Source organism: Cupriavidus pinatubonensis (assembly GCF_019602855.1).
GTDB lineage: Bacteria > Pseudomonadota > Gammaproteobacteria > Burkholderiales > Burkholderiaceae > Cupriavidus > Cupriavidus pinatubonensis.
This window is the reverse complement of record NZ_CP080766.1, coordinates 2,339,418-2,357,514: the sequence shown is the minus strand read 5'-3', so window position 1 is coordinate 2,357,514 and position 18,097 is coordinate 2,339,418. Positions and strand designations below refer to the sequence as shown.

Below are 18,097 nucleotides of genomic sequence, written 5' to 3'. Positions count from 1 at the left end.
GAAGTTCAAGCGGCCGAGGAGTTCTTGATTTTCCCGGCCGCGTGGGAAATCCGGTCCCTGACGACACCAATCGCCTGCTTGAGTGCGTAGACCTCCTGGAAGTAGCGCTGCGGCAGCCGTATCTGGCTGGCGTGCGCATCGATATTCTCGATCTCGTCGCGCCATTGCGCCACCTGTTCCGCGGTCGGCTCGCCGGCTCTCCAGATTTCATCTTCCAGCGCCTTGATCTCCTGGTACCAGACGATCAGCCGGTTCTTGTACTGCGCCCGGATCATGCGCGGCAATGCCTGCAGCAAGCCGAGCAGCAAAGCCATGAAAGGCAGCAGGATCAGCAGGCGCCGTTCGATGAAGCTGGCGAGCCAGAATGGCAGGTAGCGCTGCAGAAAGGGCCGTCCGGACTTGAAGTAGCGCATGCTCTCGTCCGAGATCGGAAACTCGCTCGTATTCAGGTTGGGGAACGTGCCCAGCCGCGTGAAGTAGTCCTCCCCGCCATGCACAGACCGCGCAGCCTCCAGCAGCAGGTAGACCAGGGCGGGATGAAGGGTGTCCTTCGACACCAGCAGGGCCGTCGCGGCCAGCAGCGTGACATCCGCCTGCGGAAGGTCCTTGGCGATGCTGGTCGATGCGCGCGGGAATGTGAGCTTGGACAGCGAAGGGAACCGCTGTACCAGCGCGTCGGCCTGGGCGAAATTCATCAGCTTCAGGTCGCTGTTCAGCAGCTTTTGCTGCATGTCGGCATCCGGCCTGCCGATAAAAAAGGCGGCGTCAAGCCGGCCATCGCGCAGGCCTTGATAAGCCTGGCCGGCGTCCATTTCCAGCAGTGTGCTGTTGTTCGCGTTGACGCCACTGTGGCTGAGCAAAACGCGCGAGACATTCAGCAGGCCGCTGCCAGGTACGCCGATCGAAATCCGCTTGCCGCTCAGTTGTGCGAGCCGGTCGATCGTGGCCTTGCCGCGATAGAACACCCAGATCGGTTCGTATGAAACGGCAGCGATGGTTTGCAGGTGGTCGGTTTCCTTCGGGGTCGTGGTGCCCGACTGGATGAAGCCGACGTCGAATTCGCTGTTCGGATCCGTCAGCCTTGCATAGTTCTCGACCGATCCGGCGGAGTTGCGGATATCGAGCGTGATGCCGTCGCGTTTGAGCAGAGGCGCATAGCGATCAGCAAAGCCGCGGTAGATGCCCTTGTCCGCGCCAGTCGTGATCACGATGGTGCGCTGGATGGCGGGTTCGACGACGACTGCCACACCCCAGGCCAGCGCGGCGACCAGCAGGATCGCGCCGGTGATGACAAGGCGCCGGCGCATCGGTGTCATGGGCGCCTTATGGCTGCGTCGGAGCGCTGGGTTGGGCCTGGGCATTCTTGCCTCTCTTGTCAGGTTGGTCTCTGGGGCACACGGCCGGGGCGCAATACGATATCAGATTGTCCTGTCGTGAACATGGCCAGGGATCCGACGTACCGGCCGGGCGCAAATCGTGTGCACGAATCTCCGTCATCTCGCGTTATGGCTCGGGGGAGCGGCTCCCCAGGATCCGGCGCCGCCCTGAACCCCGCGTGTACAGACCTATAACAACCCGAAGAACGTGAGAAAGAGCCATTTCGCAGTCGCCGCGACATTTGTCCTTGTCGCGGTCTGCGCCCGCATTGACAACGTCGTTGCCGCCCCTTCGACGATCGCCGCAAACCTGCCACACAGACCCACCGTCAGTAATGAGTTTTCTCCTTCCGCGCCGACCACCGGCACCCACAAATCGACTTACTTCCGAACCGATCCCCGGCTCGAATTCTTCAACGCGCTCAATGCCCTGCGCCTCGCAATCGGCGTAGGTGCATTGCGGCAAGACCCTGCACTGGACGCGGCGGCCGAGAACCACCTGGAGTACATGAAGCTCAATGCGGCGATGAGCCACACGGAGATCCCGGGAAATCCCGGCTTCACCAGCCCCGACCCGTACCGTCAGGTACTTGCCGTGGGCGGCTCGCACAAGCAATGGGTCGGACAGAACGCCTACAACGGCGACATCGGCCGCTGCCTGGCGTCGATGGCGAACTCGGTTTACCACCTGCAGGGGATTACCAGCAACCAGGAGACTATCGGTCTCGCGATGCGTGACAATTACTGCGTGGCGAACTTCGGCATAGTGACCGCGGACGGCACTGGCGGCTATGGCCTGGCCCAATGGGGCGGCCAGCAATTGTCCCCCGGCACTGGCGCCCATTACCCGGCCAACAATGCCAGCGTCCACGGCGTGTTCGTTCCGGCGGAAGAGATCCCGAATCCGGCGCCCGATCTGGCCACCGCCGGTCCACCCATCATGTTCCGGGTCAACGTGGAAAGGCCGTCCGACGTACTGACGGTTTCAGACTTCACCCTCACGGGGCCAGGCGGCTATGCCGTGCCGGCTCGTATCCTGGTGCCGGCAGAATCCAAGGCGGGTTCGGTTGCTTCGGCTATCGCGGACGCGAGCCTGTATCGAGGCGTAGTTTTCCTGCTCCCCACACAACCCATCGCTCCCGGCACATACAAGGCGACCTTCGCAGGTGCGCGAAATGGGGTGGCAATCCACCAGTCCTGGCGCTTTACGGCGTATTGAGGACCTGTACCGCGCCCCGGGGCCGGGACGCATCAGCCGTTGCCACCAACGATGATCCACTGGGCACCAACTCCCTTTGCTAGCGAGCCGGCGCGGGTGCACCGCGCAACTCCATCCACGCGTACATCGACGACGCGACCACCATCGGCAGCAGGTAATAGAGCGCCCGGTAAGCGATCAAGGCAGCGACCACGACATGTTCCGGGGCGACTGGCCGCAACAGCACCACGAACACGGTTTCCAGCACGCCAATGCCAGCCGGAATATGGGCGAGCGCGCCCGCGACCGCGCCGACCAGCAAGGCGGCAAGGCATTGCCACAGCGTCACCTCCTTTGGCAGCAGCAGGTTGATGATGCTGGCGAGCACGATCCAGTTCGTGACGGACAACGCGGTCTGCAGCAATGCAAAGCGGATGCCCGGCAGCCGGAACACGCGCTTTTTGAACCGGATGCTGCGCGTCTTTGCCTTGGCACAGGCCACCCAGTAGAGCAGCCCACAAGCCAGCATCAGGACACCAAGGGCGCGGAGCATCCACGGCGTGACACCCCACTCCTTCGGCAACACGGGCGGCACCGCCGCGAGCACGCCGCCAGCCAGGAGCATGTAGCCGGTCCAGTTCGTGATGATGGCAATGGTGTAGATGCCGGCCACTTGTGACCCGCTGACATTGGCACGCGAATAGAGCCGCAGTCGCATGCCCAGGCCGCCCACCATCGCGCCAACGTTGAGGTTGAAGATGTACGCGATGAACGCGATCAGCATGACGCGCGGCGTGGACAGGTGATGCCCCGTGTAGTGGCGCCCGAGGATGTCGAACGAGGCGTGCAGCGAGAAGCTGACACAGGCCAGCGCCATGACCGGCAGCAGCGTGGCCGCGTTGTAGCGCTGCAGGCCCTGCCATACCTGCGGCCAGTCGACGCCCCGCAGGCTGTGATAGATCAGGTAAACGACCAGCGCCGCGAATAAGATGCCGCTCACGCGTTTGATGGTCGACCAGCGGATGCCGCGTCGAAACGCACGGCGCAGAGCGGTAGTGCTTGTCATGAGCCATCCCGTTGAACGTTGTGCACGGCCATGTCTGCCGGCGGCGCAACGCCGGCCGCCGGAATCTCCGGCGACACCAGCCGGGGCGTATGGGCCGGCAGCCATCCGGCCCAGGCGGGAAACTTGCGCAGGAAGTGGAAGATCAGCGGCGTGGCGATGCCATGCCACCACGCGCCCTGTCCGCGCTCGACGGCGGATATCTCCGTGCAACTGCGGACCATCAGGTCGCGCAGGGTGTCCTTTAGCGTGGCGACGAACGCGCCATCGCGAATCACGAGATTGGCTTCGAGGTTTAGCGACAGGCTCAGGGGATCGAGATTGCTCGATCCCACCGTGGCCCAGTCATCGTCCACCACGGCCACCTTGCTATGGTTGGGACGCTCGCAGTACTCGAAAATCCGCACACCCGATTCACGCAAGTGGGCGTACAACATGTCGACGGTGCGCTTGACCCACACCATGTCCGGCCTGCCTTGCAAGATCAGCCTCACATCGACGCCGCGCTGCGCCGCGGCGCAGATCGCCTGCAGCAGGCGATAGCCGGGCAGGAAGTACGCATTGGCAATGACGATCTCGCGCCGCGCCGCGCGGATCGCCATCAGGTAGTGCCGCTCGATGTCGCTCCGATGTGCCCGGTTGTCCCGTGTCACAAGCAAGGCGGCACCTGGCAAGTCAGCGTCAAAAGCCGCGTTGCCGCGCGCCGCCGGACGCCGCCAGCGCATGGCCTGTGGCCATTTGGCCCCGGCGCCAATCGCTTCCAGCATGAACCTGTGGATGGCTTCTGCAGCGGGCCCTTGTACCTCCACCGCGTAGTCCTGTTTGGCGATGGGGCTTGCCTGGACAAGATGATCGACGCACAGGTTGATCCCGCCGACGAACGCGACGGATGCGTCGATGGCCACCAGCTTGCGGTGCAACCGGCGGAAGAGATTGGCACGTTTGCCCAACAGCCGGCGGCCCGGCGAGAACATGCGCACCGCAACGCCTGCCTGCGTCAACCTCACCATATAGTCGGCAGACAGATCGGCCGATCCGAAACCATCGACGGTCAGCGCTACCTGCACGCCCCGTCGCGCTGCGGCGGCCAGCGCTTCGGCGAGCCGGCAACCGACGTCATCCTCGGCGAGGATGAACGTTTCCAGCAGCACACTGGTATGCGCGGCGTTCAGGGCCGCAATCAGCCTGGGGAAGTATTCCTCCCCGTTCTCCAGTAAGCGAAACCGGTTGCCCGTCGTCCATCCGTGGTCCATTTCCGGCAACTAGCAGGATTGGTGCCATTCGCGCATGTCGACGTCACGGGTGGCGAATCCGGCGTCGCCGCCGCCGCCCGGGCGTGCCCATGGTCAGCCTACGGCACTCGCGGAGCGCGATGTTGGATGTCAGAAGGTCGACATCATGTAGAAAGTGCAGGTGGAGCGCGGTGCAGTCCGCGCGCCCCACCCACCGTCCATCTTCAACGCCGCAGGTCAAGTTCCCGATCAGTCCAGCTTCGCGCCGGATGCCTTGACGATCGGAGACCATCGGCCAATTTCGCTTCTGATCAGCGAAGCAAACTGTTCGGGCGTGCCGCCGAGCACGGTAGCGCCCTGCTCGCTCAGCTTCTTCTTCAGTTCGGGCGACTGCAGCACCTTGTTGATTTCAGCGTTGAGCCTGGTGACGATCGGCTGCGGGATGCCTGCGGGTCCGACGAAGCCAAACCACGTGACCGACTCGAAGCCCTTGTAGCCGGACTCGGCCACCGTCGGAACCTGTGGCAGATCGGTGGTGCGCTGCGCCGAGGTCACGGCGATGGCGCGCAGTCGTCCGCTCCTGATCTGCCCGAGCAGCGTCGGGATCGACGCCGCATACAGCTGCACCTGGCCGCCGATCAGGTCCGTGGTCGCCTGCGAAGCGCCCTTGTACGGAACATGCGTGAATTTGACATTGGCGGTCTTCTGCAGCAGTTCGATGGTCAGGTGGGCCACCGTCCCGTTGCCGGGCGACGCAAAAGTCAGCGAGCCCGGCTTTGCCTTGCTCGCCGCCATGATGTCCTGCAGCGTCTTGTAGGGTGAATCGGCGCCCACCACGATCACCAGCGGTGCGCTCGCCACCAGCGAAATCGGCGTCAGGTCCTTCACCGAGTCGTACGGCATCCTGGCGTACAGCGTCGGATTGACGGAAAGATTGCTGGTCTGGCCGAGTGCCAGCGTGTAGCCGTCCGCCGGCGCCTTGGCCGCTGCATCCACGCCTAGGTTTCCGCCCGAGCCGGGCTTGTTTTCGATGACGATGTTCCAGCCCTGGGTGACCGACACCCGGTTCGACACCTCCCGCGCAATGACGTCGGTGCCGCCGCCGGCCGGAAACGGCACGTACACGCGGATCGGCTTGGCGGGATAAGTCTGGGCAAAAGCAGTGAGCGCGAAAAGGCTTGCGGCCACGGCCCATAGGCCGCGTCGAATGAACTGCATGTCTGTCTCCTGTGTCTTTGTGAAAGAGGAATCTGCGTCGTCGTTGCGTGGCATTCAGTCCGGGTGCGCAGCCGTAACGCGCCACGCGGTGCGGCGAACACTGCAATCTTCTGTGGGCGAATTTCATGCGCCTCGCTGAACCGCATGCCGCGGTCTCAGCGATGCAATGGATCGGGCTTGACAGCTCAGGGCTTGTGCTGCGGCGCGTTTCGGCTGATCCACAGCAGCGATGCGCTGCCGACCAGCGTCAGCGCGACAATCGGCAGCAACGCCAGGCGTAGCTGCCAGTCGATGCCTTAATGAGACCTATCAGCGAAACCATGCCGCCGCCAATCAGGTTCGACGACGCGTTGCGATACGCCATGAAATCTTGCTGATCGTCGTGCTGGCTTCCAGGTCCTGCTCTTTGTGATCGGTGACTGCGGAGTACAACATCTTGCTTCCAGTGGTTATGCAAACCCGTGCGGGCGTGTGGGGCGATCCGCGGATGGCTCCGCTGCGAAACTGGCCCCAGGTGTCAGGCTGATGCCGCAGTCATGGCTCAGTCCAGCAGGATGCCGGCGGCCTTGCCGACGCGCGCCCACTTCGCGGTATCCGCCTTCTGGATCTCGGTCAGGCGCTCCGGCGGTCCGCCAGCAATCCTGATGCCCAGTTTGGCGAGTTGCTGCCTGACCTCGGGATCCTGCAGCGCGCGGTTGATCTCGGCATTCAGGCGCTGCACGATGGCGGCCGGAGTGCCGGCCGGCACATAGACGCCTTGCCATTGCTCCGCCTCGAAGTTCGGAACGCCCGCTTCCGCCATGGTCGGAACGTTGGGCAGCGTCGGAACACGTGCCGCCGTCGCCACGGCAAGCGCGCGCAGCTTGCCTGCCTGAACGTGCGGCAGGATTGGTGCGGTCGGGGCAAACATGAAGTCGACATGGCCTGCCATGACGTCCTGGATCGCCGGCACATCGCCCTTGTACGGCACGTGCGTCATCCGCACACCCTGCTGTTGCTGCAACAGCTCTGCCGACATCTGCAGGATGGTGCCGTTGCCACCCGACGCGTACGAAATGGCGCCGGGCTTCTTCTTTGCCGCTGCCAGCAGATCCTTGACGCTCTGATAGGCACTGTTCGGCCCGACGATCAGCACGCTAGGGATCGTTCCATACAAGGCAACCGGCGTGAAGGATTTGACCGCGTCGTAGGGCAGCTTCGGATTCAGCGCCGGGTTGATCGCATGCGACGCGGTCGATGCGCCGAGCAGCGTATAACCGTCAGGAGCCGAGCGTGCGACATAGGCGGAACCGATTGCACCCGTTGCGCCGGGCCGGTTCTCGACCACAATGGTCGTGTGCAGGGCTTGGCCGACCTTCTGGGCAATCAGGCGCGCAAGAATATCCGTCGTCCCGCCAGCGGGATACGGCACGACATAGTTGATAACCTTATTCGGCCAGTCCGACTGGGCATGTGCGCCGATTGTCACGAACGACGATGCCAGCGCCATGACGGCGCCGAGCCTGTGCGCACGCCCTTTCGAAAGGATCCTCTTGAGCATGTAGTCTCCGGTGTCTGTCTGATGTTTTTTGAGGCCCCCGTCAATCGGTGAGGGGACTTGCTTATTTCAATGCCTGGAACCCATACAGGTTCTGAGGATTGCGCACGAGCACTTGTTCCGCGAGGCTGCCCGACTGGCACCAGCCCAGGAAGGTGTCGAGCAGGCCTGCGTCGTCGACGGCGTTGCCCTTCGCCCGTTGCGTGGGGTGTGGCCAATCGGAGCCCCACAGCGTGCGTTCCGGCGCGAGCGCCAGGTAACGCTGCGCCAGCGGCCGCATGTCCGCGTAGTGTGGCGCGCCCTCCAGCGACTCGATGTACGGTCCGGACAGCTTGACCCATGCCTTGCCGGAATCCAACAGGCTGGCAATCACGCGGATTGCCGCCTCTGTCTCCGGCGTGCCCGGCGGCAAGTGTCCGTAGTGATCGAAGACGATCGGGACCGGCAGGCGTTCGAGCATGCCCGCGATCTCCGGAAGCCAGGCGGGTGGCACATTGAGCTGCGCATGCCAGCCCATTGGCGCAATCCGCTCGGCAAGTTGCGGCAGTTCATCCAGTGTCACCGGTGCAGGCAGCGTCAGGTTCAGCCTGATACCGCGGATGCCGGCCTGGTGCAGGCTCTCGAGCCCGGCATCGGTCACCGTGCCGTCCACCACGGCAACGCCGCGAGCGTTCTCACCAAACTCGGCAATCGCGTCCACCGTGCTCGCGTTGTCGACCCCGTAGGTCGACGGCGTCACGACGATCACACGCTGCGTCCCAAGGTCTTGCTGAACGCGGCGGTAATCGGCCACCGAAGCGTCTGCCGGGCGCAACGTGGCCCCCGGTGTAATCGGGTAACGGCTGCCATACACGTGCATGTGGCAGTCGCAAGCGCCGACGAATTCGATGACGGAACCGCTTGCGGAAGTCATGCCCGGCGCCCTTCGTGGACCGGAGCGCCGGGCTCAGACATCTCTGCACAAAGAATCGTGCCCGTCGTCGACTCCGTGATGAACAGGGTTTTCCTTTCGGCACCGCCAAAGCACAGGTTCGTCAGCGACGTGCCGGCTTGCCCGCGGATGACCTCTACCGGTTCCGCCCGATGATTCAGGACCCAGACGTAAGCCAGTCCCGGATTGGCGACCAGCAGGCAGCCGTCCGAACGCATGGCCAGACCATCGGGACCGCTGGGCCCATACGATGTAAAGAACTGTCCCACCTTGCTCACTGAGCCATCGGCCTGCAGCGGTACGCGCCATACACAGTTGCCGCGCGTCATGGCGACGAACAACACGCGCTCATCGGGCGACAGCACGAGGCCGTTCGGGCTCGGAGCGTTGGAGAGCAGCAGGTCCAGCTTGCCCTCAGGGCTCAGCCTATATACGCGCCCGGTCGGGTCATGCATGCCGGTCTGGCCCTGGTCGGTAAAGTACAAATTGCCGTTGGAATCGAAGGTCAGGTCGTTGACGCCGCGGAAGCGCTCCGAATTTCTGCGCTCCAGGAACGGCGTGACCTTGCCCGTGCTGGCGTCAAGGTGCATCAGGCCGAGGCGATAATCGGTGATCAGGAAATCCCCGCTGGCCATGCGCTTCATGCCATTTGGCTCACCGTCATACTCGGCCACGACTTCCCACTCGCCTTGCAGCGATACGCGAAAGATCCGGCCGAAAGGTATGTCCGTCACCCACAGGTGGTCATCGGCCCATACCGGCCCTTCCAGAAACGAATCCGTCCGCAGATCCGGGCGGTTGGCGCGGACCCATGCGTTATCGCTACCTTGCCGACGGAGTGATTCCGGCAGCTTCGTGAAGACGCTGGCATCGCGAACGGTTGGTTGCTGGAGAAGAAACATCATCCGCTCCTGTCTTACTGCTTCTCGATATTGGCTTTCTGCGCCACGGGTGCCCACTGCGCAGTCTCGCGTTGGATCAGCTGCGCAAACGCGGGGCTGTCAAGACTGCCCGGTTGGGCGCCCAGCCGGGCAATGAATTCCTTCACGTCAGGCGTCTGGAGCGCCTTCTGGATTTCTGCTTGCAGACGCGCAATGACGTCTTTCGGCGTGCCCTTCGGCGCAGCCAGGCCGGCCCAATTGAACAGGCTGAAGCTAGGAACACCGCCTTCCGCGAACGTCGGCACATTGGGGAAAGCGTCAACGCGGCTCTTCCCGCTGATGGCCAGCAGCCGCATCTGGTTACCCTTGACCTGTGCCAGCGCGGACGGCGTCGACACAAAGAGCAAATCGACGTTGCCGCCGAGCAGACCCACCATGGCCTCGCCCGCACCCTTGTACGGAACATGCATCAGCTTGATTCCCGCCGCCTGCTGGAAGGCTTCCGCGGCAAAATGCGGCGCGCTGCCCGGACCACCGCTGCCAAACGTCACCTCGTCGGGATGGGCTTTTGCATAGGCCACCAGCGATGGCAGGTCCTTGAATCGCGAGCCAGCCTTGACGCCGACCACCACCGGCGCAAACGAGAATGGCGCGATGGGAATGAGCGCCGACTGGTGATCCCAGTTCAGCTTCTTGAAGACATACGGCAATGTCGTGTACGAGCTGTCGTTTGCCAGCAGCGTGTAGCCGTCGGGCTGCGCGTTCACCACCTGCGACGTGCCAATGGTGCCGGACGCACCCGGCTTGTTTTCGACGACGAAGCTCTGCCCCGTTTGCGTACTGAGCTTCTGCGCGATCTTTCGCGTGATCACGTCTACCGCCCCACCCGGAGGATTCGGCACGACGATGCGCACAGGTTTGTCCGGATAGGCCGCTGCGGCGGACAAGGCATTGAGGCTCAGCAGCATCGCCGCGGCGACGAACCCGAAAGTGCGGTGGAACATCTTTGTCTCCTTGCCGCGAGGCCCCTGAGGGGTCCTGCGGCATCGTTGTTTGTGGCCTGCTACCGGGCGGGGGTATTCAGGCCGGCACGACGCCGGCTTCCAGCACGGCAAGTACATTTTTCGCCGCGCCCACGCCCATGTTCACGTATGCGGCATCGCTCACCCCGCCGATATGCGGCGAAAGGATCAGGTTCGGCACGCTTTGGAACGGATGCGGCACGGGCATCGGTTCCACGGCGAAGCTGTCCAGCCCCGCGGCGTACAGCTTGCCGCTGTTCAGGGCTTCGACCAGCGCGGGTTCGTCGATCAGGCCGCCGCGCGCGGTGTTGACAAGGATCGCACCGTCCTTGAACGTGGCCAGCGTTTCCCGGTTCAGCATCCCGCGGTTTTCGTCGGTCAGCGGGCAGTGGAGCGATACGACGTCCGACTCCGAGAAGATCCGCGGCAGTTCGGCCAGCGTGACGCCTTGCGGCGCGGTCTTGGCGAACGGATCGAATGCGATGACCCGCATGCCCATCGCGATGCCCACGGCCGCTGCGCGACGGCCGATCTCTCCGAGCCCGACAATGCCGAGCGTACGCCCCTCCAGCTCGATGGACTTGTGGACGGCCTTGTCCCAATGACTTGCGCGCATCCGCTCGTTGAGATGGGGCACTGCCTTTGCGCACGCGAGAATCAGGGCCCACGCGTGCTCAGCCACCGCGGCGGCGTTGGCGCCGACGGCAGCCTTCACGGCAATGCCGCGAGCCGCCGCGGCATTCTGGTCAATCACGTCGATGCCGCTGCCGTGCTTGGAGATCACCTTGAGAGACGGCGCGGCGTCCATGACGGCGGCGCCGATCTTGCCGTACCGCACGATGATGGCAACGGGATCCTTTTCCTTCGCCAGGGCTACCACCGTCTCTTCGCTGCACTGCTTGCCCGCGAAGCAGACTTCAAAGTCGTTGAGCAACGCCAGCGCCTGCGGCGCCAGGTCATTCCCCGTGACGAGCAGAACGGGTTTCCTGGCTTCGCTCACAGCACTTCCCCTTCGGCCAGCACGCCGGCCTTGCGCAGTTCGCCTTCCAGCCAGCCAGGGCGGAGGTCGCCGGCCTTGATGGCGGCGATGCGCTGGGTTTCCGAATCGAGCTTCTTCTGGGCCAGTTCAAGGATCGCCGGCACATCTTCGCGGGGGATCACGACCACGCCATCGGCGTCACCCACGACCAGGTCGCCAGGATTGACGGCGACGCCAGCCACGGATGCCGGCCAATTGACGAGGCCGCCGAGCGCCTTGGTCGGTCCGCACGGATTGGTGCCGGCAGCGAAGATCGGGAAACTGCCGTTGGCCAGCTCGCGCGAATCCCGCACCGCGGCGTCGACGACGAAGCCGGCAATGCCCGAAGCCTGAGCCTGGGTTGCCATGATCTCGCCACACATGGCGGCGGTCTGGTCGCCCTTGGCATCGATCACGATGACGTCGCCCGGCTTGGCGATGGCCAGTGCGACGTGGAACATGAGGTTGTCGCCAGGGCGGACCTCCACAGTCAGCGCGGGGCCGGCGACCTTCATCGAAGGCGACAAGCCTTGCACGCGCCCGTTCAGCGTGCCGCGACGGCCAACGACGTCGGCCAGGATGGCGGCCTGGAACCTGGAGGCGCGCTCAACCAGCTCGGGAGAGACACGCTCGAAATCGCGACGAATGGCGGGGGATGCTTTGGCTTGAGTGCTCATGTACTACTCCAGGTATAGAACTCTGTGACGACGGAGGTGCTCACCAACATCTATCTCAATTTGGTCGTTGTACCCTGTACAACATCGTTTCATAAACGTGTGGGAACTATAGTATGTCCGCCCGGATGTTCCACTTCTCGTTTACCCCTGTACGTGTCAAAACACCGTTGTACTATGTACAATGCTCACACCATAGCCAGGAATGGATCGATGAGTAATCACGGTGTCGCTGCAGTCGAGAAGGCGCTCGGCTTGCTGGACTGCTTTCGGCTCGGGGCCGAAATCCAGTCGCTTGCGCAACTCGCCGCAGCCTCGGGCATGCACAAGACCACGGTCTTCCGCCTGTTGAATTCGCTGGAGCGAATGAGCTACGTGGTGCGCACGGCCGACGGCCGGTACGCGCTGGGGCCGCGCCTGCTCTATCTGGGAAAGCTATACGAGTCGTCGTTCCAGCTCGGCTCGGTCATCGAGCCCGTCCTGCAGGAACTTGCGCTGGCCACGCGCGAAAGCGCGTCCTACTACGTGCTCCATGGCGACGAGCAGCGCATGTGCCTGTATCGCGCCGAGCCCAGCGAAGGCCTGCGCGAAACGCGCTTGCCGGGCACGATATTGCCGCTCGACGATACGGCAATCGGCTCCGTCCTGAAGTACTGGGGCAAGGAAGAAGCGTCCGCGAAGCGCGATGATCCGTTGCCCTGGTTCACGTCCGGCGTCCGGGACGTATACACGGCGGCGTTCGCTACGCCCTTGTTCGGTGCCGGTGACAAATTCGTGGCCGCGCTCACGCTGTCCGGGCCGGCGTCACGCCTGGAAGCGGCGGACCGCTCGGAAATCACGCGCGTGCAGCTCGTCGCCGCGGCGAAGCTGTCGCGGTTGCTGGGCGCCAGTCCGGCGTGGTGCGAAACGGTCTATCAATCGGCCAGTTTCGTGCACGACTGAGGGTTCCACCGGACTGAAACCGTCTGGCAACGCGCCCTACGCTGCGTAGGCGAATTCCCCGCCGCCGTCAGGCAAGCAGTGACAAGGCATCTGCGAGCGAGAGCACGGTTGTGCGCGAATCAAACGCTGTTGAAAAAAGATGTTCGTGGACGACCGGATCGGGGTCGTAGCAACAGTCCTTTACCGTGAACAGCCGAAAATCCGCGTCACTCGCGTACGCCACCGAAGACAGCACCACGCCAGTCGACGCAATGCCCGCCATCAGCAGCGTGTCGATCCCCTGCGCGGAAAGCCGGACCTGCAGGTCGGTACCAAAGAACACGCTGGCCCGATGCGCGATGATCAGCGGTTCGGACGCCTGCCGGCCGAGTTCCGGCGAGATCTGGTCGTCGACAAACAGACCCAGTTGCCGGATACCCTGCCCGTTCCGGTTCAAGGGACTGATTTCCGGATAACCCGGGCTGAAGTGGATCTTGGCGAAATAGACGCCCACGCCCCCGGCCCGCGCAGCATCACACAGCTTGCGTGTATTGGTCAGCAACGCAGGTGCGACCGACGGGAACAACTGCAGGATGTCGGTCTGATAGTGCATGACCACCAGTGCGGTTTGCGCCGGAACAATCGCCGGAATCCGCGTGGTCACGCTGTCCGCATCGGCGGCGCCTTCATTGTGCTGCCGATGGCTTGCCGAATCGACGGATCCACAATCAACGGGCGGCGACATAGGGCGACTCGATAGAGAAGGATGACCGACTCTATCACGTGTGTGCCCGCAGTCTAGGCCCTCGCCACCGCCACGCTGTTGGCGCCATGGTCCAGCGCATCCGCGATCGCATCGCAGGCATGACAGAAGAATCCGTAATACATGCCTCGCCCGTTGATCACTATTCGAAACAGGATGACCTTCCGAAAGGGTTCGGCACTGAACCCCGTAAAACCAGGGGATACGGAGGTGTTGCCCTTCGCATCATCACTCGCGGCGTTGAATGTCGTAATCCAAGGCATGGTGCCTCCTCAAACGAGACCGTCTTGCGTGACAACCCCCACGGGCCACACACTTCGTAGCGCGAATATGCATGCGGGTCTGGTCTGGCTCTGCAAGTTTTGTTCTTGTCCGTCGCCGATCTTACGCAGAACCAGATCGCGAACCATTAGTCAGACGGCTGGTGTCCACATGCACGGCCTCATACCGGAATAGACCTCCGCAGAGCCTTTCGGAAAAGCGGACACTGCTTCTCTTAGATCGCCTGGCGGCGTCCGTATCGAGAAGCGCGAAATGCTGCGTGCGGGTTCGTTGCTGGCCGGGAGATTGCCGAAGAAACTGCAGGCAGCAGCCAGGAGGATGAAGTAGTGAAGAGACGTCCGCCGAAGGTTTAACGCCGGCAGATGCAAGCGCGCGCCACCGGCGAATCATGTATCACACGCTGCGCACGCATCATCAAGGTGACGGCCACTGGCTGAACACGATCAGCGCAGCCGCGCCGCGCCCGCGCACACATACGTCATCGCAATAGTCGACCACAGCCTCGGGTGCGAAGCGGATCTCTACCGTATCGTCACCATCGGGAATTCCCGTTGCGCCCATCTTCAGGCTCAACGCCACCCCGGCTGCCACGCCAAGGCCGAGCAACACCACAGCCGCTAAACACCGACTACGCTTCATCGCCGTCTCCGTCCGCCTGTCTTCAGGCTTGTGACCGGATGCTAGGGGCTGGAGGCGGCGCCTACTTCGTCAAAGCGGACTAGGGGGAATCCCGAATGCGTTCGATCAAGCGCCTCCGACTCGGGCGCCCTGCACTCAAAAGACGATGCCGTGGCTCTGATACTGGATGACCGTACCACGCCGAGGGCGTGGACGAGACGCGTTGGCGTGGCAAGAATTCGAGATCGGCGCCGTGGTGGGGATTCGCCACATCTTTTGATGGCCAGAAGATGGCAGCCGATCTCTTCTTGGCTCGGAGGCTAGCCAACGACTGGCGGAAACACGTACCAAGCGCCGTCGCCGTGGCGGAAGAAAGCAATGGACAAGCGCCGGGTGGGATGCGTCGATTCGACCTGAACCAGGCAACCCTTGCGGTTCGCCAGGTGCCTGAAGCAGGCGACCCGAGCGGGATTTGCCTCGCTTGGCGACAACCACTTCTCGACCAGTGCGTGTAGCGAATTATCGGTATTTCGCATCTGTCACTCCCTTGGCGGCGCTGCATAAACTGCCGGCACCTCTTGATTTCAAGACTAGATGCGCAGCAACGCCGATGCCTTCGGTAAGGGACAACAACGGGCGTCAGGACGGACTGAATCGCTCGTAGGAAATGCCTGACAGCAGGCGAATCGCGTGCCGGCAGGCGATCCTGCTCACTCAACCTGAAATCAGGAAACCTCCACGCGATTTCTCAGTTTTGAATCCGCGGATCAGCAGGCGATTGGTGTGCGCGAAGGGGCGCAGATCCGCATGCCCGGCATCCGCACTCAGTTCAACTGGCGCGCCATGAAATGCGTCCGGGCGCCAAAACTGCGCAACAGATTCAACGACAACTGCGTCTCACGCACAAGGCAGTCTATCGAGGTCAAGGTAAAGCCATGGCGGGCGAAGAAGCCCGGATGCTCGTTCGTCAGCACCGTCGCATTGCGGCAGCCGCCGGCGCGGGCTCTCATCAGAAGCGCACTGACGATATAGGTGCCCAGCCAGCGGCCACGAAATTCCGATAACACCGCGACCGTATGGATGGCAAAGGTAAGGCCGTATTGTTCACCATAGGCACAGCCGACGATCCGTCTCTCGAACTCCGCCACATGGTAGAGCCGCCCCACATCGCTTGCCTCGGCAAGCGTCAGGCCGCAAGCCTGCAGTACTTGTGCAATGCCTTCCGTATCATCACCTGAAGCTGCACGGAGTCGAACGTCTCTTATCATTTTGATGACTACGTTGTGGACTTTCGCTCTTCAATACTTGCCCCATAGTAGTCCGTGGGCGACATTCCGGGAACTGGAATACCAGGAATTCGGAAAACTATGCGCCTCCGCCGGCAAGGTTGTCATCACCCAACCGAGTCGACGATGCGGGAATCCGCACAGGCAATGCGATTCTTCGGACGATGGTGTCGACAATACCGGCCGACAAAAGACGACGTTCGCATCGCGATCAATGCGTCCGCCTGCCAAGTGCACCGAGGCGACGATGCACGCTGACGGAAACGCCGCAAACATGCGATCGAACACGCGGCCTTCGGCCTGCGGGTCTAGCGCGCTGGTCGGTTCGTCGAGCAGCAGCAGCGAGCTTCCCCGCGCCGCCAGTGCACCGCGGGCCAGCGCAAGCCGCTGCCGCTGGCCACCGGAAAGCATCGGCCAAGCCTGCTCCCCCGGCTTGACACCATCGTCTAGTGGAGGCAGGCCGCGTGGTCGACGCTGGTCCGCGCGAGGAGGTACGCATGGCATCGACCTCCTGCTGCAGCGCGGAGCGCGCGTCGCGCTTATCGGCCCGAGCGGCGGTGGCAAGAGCACGCTGCTGCGTGCGCTTGCTGGTCTCTATCATCCACAGCAGGACGAACTTCGGCGTGACGGCGCGGCGCAAGACTGGGCCGAATTGCGCTCGCTGGCCACATTGATTCCGCAGGAGGCCGAGGTGTTCGAGGCCAGCGTGGAGGAGAACCTCACCTTCGGCGAGCCGGCCGACACCGACGCGCTGCAATCCACCACGCGCATCGTCCGGGTAGCGCCACGTGACACCGCGCAGTGTCAGGCTCCGCCACGGCGCATCGGGTACGACAGCCGATACGGCCGCCTCCGGATCGCCGGGCGCCGCCCAGATCGGATCGGCACTGCCGTAGTCCGTATGCTGACCGATGGCAGGTGCAGCGGTGGTGGAATCGGACTCGGTCATGCAGTCATTGCTCCTTTGCCGCGTATCCGGGGAGTATGGGGCAATGCATCGGAATTGGGGCACGACACGTCTGCCGCAAGGCAATGACTACTTCATGGAAGACAGATGACCTGAAATTACCCGCCGAAAGCTCATTGCTTCCAGACACGGTCGCGGACCGGAGCACGGTCGGGCGTTGCAGCCACCTTGCGCCGCGGTGCGCGCGTCGCCAGCCAGCACAGCACGGACCCCGCGCATACCAGTGACGCGCCTTTCCAGAACGCCAGCGAAAGCGGTATATGCAAGAGCAAGCCAGCCAGTGCGGCTGAAATCACAGGGATGAAATACGACGCACCCGCAAGCACCGTTACGTTGCCGTGCAGGATGCCCACGTTCCACGCCGCATAGCCGAAGCCCATCGCCGACGCTGCCAGTGCCAGGTAGATGACGGCGTGGTATGTGAACGCCATCGGCGCATGGTCGCCGGTGAAGTACTTGATCCACAGCGCCATTGCGGTGAACATGAAGAACAGCGTGACGCCGTTCTTGCCGCCGGCAATCCTGTTCGTCACGGTGCAATAGGCCGCCCAGATCAGCGCGCCCGCTAAAGCGAGGCCGTAGCTGAGCGGGTTGTCCCTGACATTGGCCACCATGCCTGCAACATCCAGCCCCTGCTCGCCGCCCAGCACCAGGCAGATACCCAGGATCGCAATCAGGAAGCCCGGCACGATCAGAACGTTCGCCTTCTGCTTGTTGAAGGCGATGGCGCACAACATGGTGAAAGACGGCCAGAGGTAATTGACCATCCCCACCTCGATCGCCTGCCTGCCGCTGTGCGAATAGCCGATGGACAGCGACAGGCACAGTTCGTAGGAGACGAACAGGATGCTGCCCCAGACCAGATAGCGCCGCGGAAATTGGCGCAGACGCACGAAGCCAACCGTCAGCATAAGCAGGACGGAGGCAACCGAGTACATCATGGCGGCGCCACCGGTCGCGCCGAGGCTTTCACTGACGCCGCGGATCAGGCCGACGATGGAACTCCACAACAGGATCGCAATGAGTCCGATCAACGTGGCCTTACGCGTGCTTTGCATGACACCTGCTTTCATTGGCTGGCTGGGATAAAAGGTCGCCATTATCCCCCCG

General features: G+C 63.0%; 18 protein-coding genes and 1 pseudogene. 3 read left to right on the top strand and 16 right to left on the bottom strand.

Going from position 1 to position 18,097, the window contains the following annotated elements:
* Positions 1 to 5 precede the first annotated feature (5 nt).
* Positions 6 to 1,316, bottom strand: a complete 1,311-nt coding sequence (locus tag K2O51_RS10710; RefSeq protein WP_140948922.1) for a TAXI family TRAP transporter solute-binding subunit — start codon at positions 1,314 to 1,316, stop codon at positions 6 to 8.
* A 268-nt stretch (positions 1,317 to 1,584) separates the two neighbouring features.
* On the opposite strand from K2O51_RS10710, the gene K2O51_RS10705 reads away from it, so the two are divergent.
* Positions 1,585 to 2,595, top strand: coding sequence for a CAP domain-containing protein (locus K2O51_RS10705; RefSeq protein WP_140948923.1), 1,011 nt, complete (start codon positions 1,585 to 1,587; stop codon positions 2,593 to 2,595).
* A gap of 79 nt (positions 2,596 to 2,674) precedes the next feature.
* Here the strand turns inward: K2O51_RS10705 and K2O51_RS10700 are convergent, their stop codons facing one another.
* The 9 genes from K2O51_RS10700 to K2O51_RS10660 form a co-directional block, all read right to left on the bottom strand.
* Positions 2,675 to 3,640, bottom strand: a complete 966-nt coding sequence (locus K2O51_RS10700) for a lysylphosphatidylglycerol synthase domain-containing protein (protein WP_220630196.1) — start codon at positions 3,638 to 3,640, stop codon at positions 2,675 to 2,677.
* Positions 3,637 to 4,890: a cardiolipin synthase ClsB gene (gene clsB / locus K2O51_RS10695; protein WP_011300725.1), complete on the bottom strand. Its 1,254-nt coding sequence runs from the start codon at positions 4,888 to 4,890 to the stop codon at positions 3,637 to 3,639. Before clsB ends, K2O51_RS10700 begins: the two co-directional genes overlap by 4 nt.
* 228 nt (positions 4,891 to 5,118) lie before the next feature.
* Positions 5,119 to 6,087 carry a Bug family tripartite tricarboxylate transporter substrate binding protein gene (locus tag K2O51_RS10690; protein ID WP_220630195.1) on the bottom strand — a complete coding sequence of 323 codons (969 nt, stop codon included), beginning with the start codon at positions 6,085 to 6,087 and terminating at the stop codon, positions 5,119 to 5,121.
* 541 nt (positions 6,088 to 6,628) lie between these two features.
* The gene (locus K2O51_RS10685) at positions 6,629 to 7,627 is read right to left on the bottom strand and encodes a Bug family tripartite tricarboxylate transporter substrate binding protein (RefSeq protein ID WP_011300727.1); all 999 of its coding nucleotides are present in this window, start codon (positions 7,625 to 7,627) and stop codon (positions 6,629 to 6,631) included.
* 61 nt (positions 7,628 to 7,688) lie between these two features.
* Positions 7,689 to 8,537 (bottom strand): amidohydrolase family protein, encoded by an 849-nt coding sequence (locus tag K2O51_RS10680; RefSeq protein WP_140948927.1) that lies wholly within the window; start codon positions 8,535 to 8,537, stop codon positions 7,689 to 7,691.
* Positions 8,534 to 9,457 (bottom strand): SMP-30/gluconolactonase/LRE family protein, encoded by a 924-nt coding sequence (locus K2O51_RS10675; RefSeq protein WP_011300729.1) that lies wholly within the window; start codon positions 9,455 to 9,457, stop codon positions 8,534 to 8,536. Before K2O51_RS10675 ends, K2O51_RS10680 begins: the two co-directional genes overlap by 4 nt.
* A 14-nt stretch (positions 9,458 to 9,471) precedes the next feature.
* On the bottom strand, positions 9,472 to 10,440 hold the full coding sequence (locus K2O51_RS10670) for a Bug family tripartite tricarboxylate transporter substrate binding protein (protein ID WP_011300730.1): 969 nt from the start codon (positions 10,438 to 10,440) through the stop codon (positions 9,472 to 9,474).
* A 76-nt stretch (positions 10,441 to 10,516) separates the two neighbouring features.
* Complete coding sequence (locus K2O51_RS10665) at positions 10,517 to 11,458, bottom strand: NAD(P)-dependent oxidoreductase (protein ID WP_140948928.1); 942 nt, start codon at positions 11,456 to 11,458, stop codon at positions 10,517 to 10,519.
* A complete protein-coding gene (locus tag K2O51_RS10660; RefSeq protein ID WP_011300732.1) occupies positions 11,455 to 12,153 on the bottom strand; it encodes an RraA family protein in 699 nt (232 codons plus the stop codon). The genes K2O51_RS10665 and K2O51_RS10660 overlap by 4 nt, the downstream gene beginning before the upstream one ends.
* A 210-nt stretch (positions 12,154 to 12,363) precedes the next feature.
* Between K2O51_RS10660 and K2O51_RS10655 the strand changes: the two genes are divergently transcribed.
* Positions 12,364 to 13,092, top strand: coding sequence for an IclR family transcriptional regulator (locus K2O51_RS10655; protein ID WP_011300733.1), 729 nt, complete (start codon positions 12,364 to 12,366; stop codon positions 13,090 to 13,092).
* 67 nt (positions 13,093 to 13,159) lie between these two features.
* Here the strand turns inward: K2O51_RS10655 and K2O51_RS10650 are convergent, their stop codons facing one another.
* The 5 genes and pseudogenes from K2O51_RS10650 to K2O51_RS35765 form a co-directional block, all read right to left on the bottom strand.
* Positions 13,160 to 13,816, bottom strand: coding sequence for a cysteine hydrolase family protein (locus K2O51_RS10650; protein WP_011300734.1), 657 nt, complete (start codon positions 13,814 to 13,816; stop codon positions 13,160 to 13,162).
* A 53-nt stretch (positions 13,817 to 13,869) separates the two neighbouring features.
* Positions 13,870 to 14,097: a hypothetical protein gene (locus tag K2O51_RS10645; RefSeq protein WP_220630194.1), complete on the bottom strand. Its 228-nt coding sequence runs from the start codon at positions 14,095 to 14,097 to the stop codon at positions 13,870 to 13,872.
* A gap of 433 nt (positions 14,098 to 14,530) precedes the next feature.
* On the bottom strand, positions 14,531 to 14,755 hold the full coding sequence (locus tag K2O51_RS10640) for a hypothetical protein (protein ID WP_011300735.1): 225 nt from the start codon (positions 14,753 to 14,755) through the stop codon (positions 14,531 to 14,533).
* An 803-nt stretch (positions 14,756 to 15,558) separates the two neighbouring features.
* Entirely contained in the window at positions 15,559 to 16,002 is a 444-nt protein-coding gene (locus K2O51_RS10635; RefSeq protein WP_011300736.1) for a GNAT family N-acetyltransferase, read from the bottom strand.
* 315 nt (positions 16,003 to 16,317) lie between these two features.
* A pseudogene (locus K2O51_RS35765) lies at positions 16,318 to 16,482 on the bottom strand (ATP-binding cassette domain-containing protein); the annotation flags it as partial.
* Here K2O51_RS35765 and K2O51_RS35155 point away from each other — a divergent pair.
* Positions 16,454 to 17,056, top strand: a complete 603-nt coding sequence (locus K2O51_RS35155) for an ATP-binding cassette domain-containing protein (RefSeq protein WP_011300738.1) — start codon at positions 16,454 to 16,456, stop codon at positions 17,054 to 17,056. The pseudogene K2O51_RS35765 and the gene K2O51_RS35155 overlap by 29 nt on opposite strands.
* A gap of 44 nt (positions 17,057 to 17,100) precedes the next feature.
* Here the strand turns inward: K2O51_RS35155 and yddG are convergent, their stop codons facing one another.
* Complete coding sequence (gene yddG / locus K2O51_RS10620) at positions 17,101 to 18,045, bottom strand: aromatic amino acid DMT transporter YddG (protein ID WP_041680244.1); 945 nt, start codon at positions 18,043 to 18,045, stop codon at positions 17,101 to 17,103.
* Positions 18,046 to 18,097: the final 52 nt, after the last annotated feature.

Coding starts and splice junctions, on each gene's coding strand:
- K2O51_RS10710 (WP_140948922.1), bottom strand. CDS start 1,316: ATGACACCGATGCGCCGGCGCCTTGTCATCACCGGCGCGATCCTGCTG.
- K2O51_RS10700 (WP_220630196.1), bottom strand. CDS start 3,640: ATGACAAGCACTACCGCTCTGCGCCGTGCGTTTCGACGCGGCATCCGC.
- clsB (WP_011300725.1), bottom strand. CDS start 4,890: ATGGACCACGGATGGACGACGGGCAACCGGTTTCGCTTACTGGAGAAC.
- K2O51_RS10690 (WP_220630195.1), bottom strand. CDS start 6,087: ATGCAGTTCATTCGACGCGGCCTATGGGCCGTGGCCGCAAGCCTTTTC.
- K2O51_RS10685 (WP_011300727.1), bottom strand. CDS start 7,627: ATGCTCAAGAGGATCCTTTCGAAAGGGCGTGCGCACAGGCTCGGCGCC.
- K2O51_RS10680 (WP_140948927.1), bottom strand. CDS start 8,537: ATGACTTCCGCAAGCGGTTCCGTCATCGAATTCGTCGGCGCTTGCGAC.
- K2O51_RS10675 (WP_011300729.1), bottom strand. CDS start 9,457: ATGTTTCTTCTCCAGCAACCAACCGTTCGCGATGCCAGCGTCTTCACG.
- K2O51_RS10670 (WP_011300730.1), bottom strand. CDS start 10,440: ATGTTCCACCGCACTTTCGGGTTCGTCGCCGCGGCGATGCTGCTGAGC.
- K2O51_RS10660 (WP_011300732.1), bottom strand. CDS start 12,153: ATGAGCACTCAAGCCAAAGCATCCCCCGCCATTCGTCGCGATTTCGAG.
- K2O51_RS10655 (WP_011300733.1), top strand. CDS start 12,364: ATGAGTAATCACGGTGTCGCTGCAGTCGAGAAGGCGCTCGGCTTGCTG.
- K2O51_RS10650 (WP_011300734.1), bottom strand. CDS start 13,816: ATGTCGCCGCCCGTTGATTGTGGATCCGTCGATTCGGCAAGCCATCGG.
- K2O51_RS10645 (WP_220630194.1), bottom strand. CDS start 14,097: ATGCCTTGGATTACGACATTCAACGCCGCGAGTGATGATGCGAAGGGC.
- K2O51_RS10640 (WP_011300735.1), bottom strand. CDS start 14,755: ATGAAGCGTAGTCGGTGTTTAGCGGCTGTGGTGTTGCTCGGCCTTGGC.
- K2O51_RS10635 (WP_011300736.1), bottom strand. CDS start 16,002: ATGATAAGAGACGTTCGACTCCGTGCAGCTTCAGGTGATGATACGGAA.
- yddG (WP_041680244.1), bottom strand. CDS start 18,045: ATGCAAAGCACGCGTAAGGCCACGTTGATCGGACTCATTGCGATCCTG.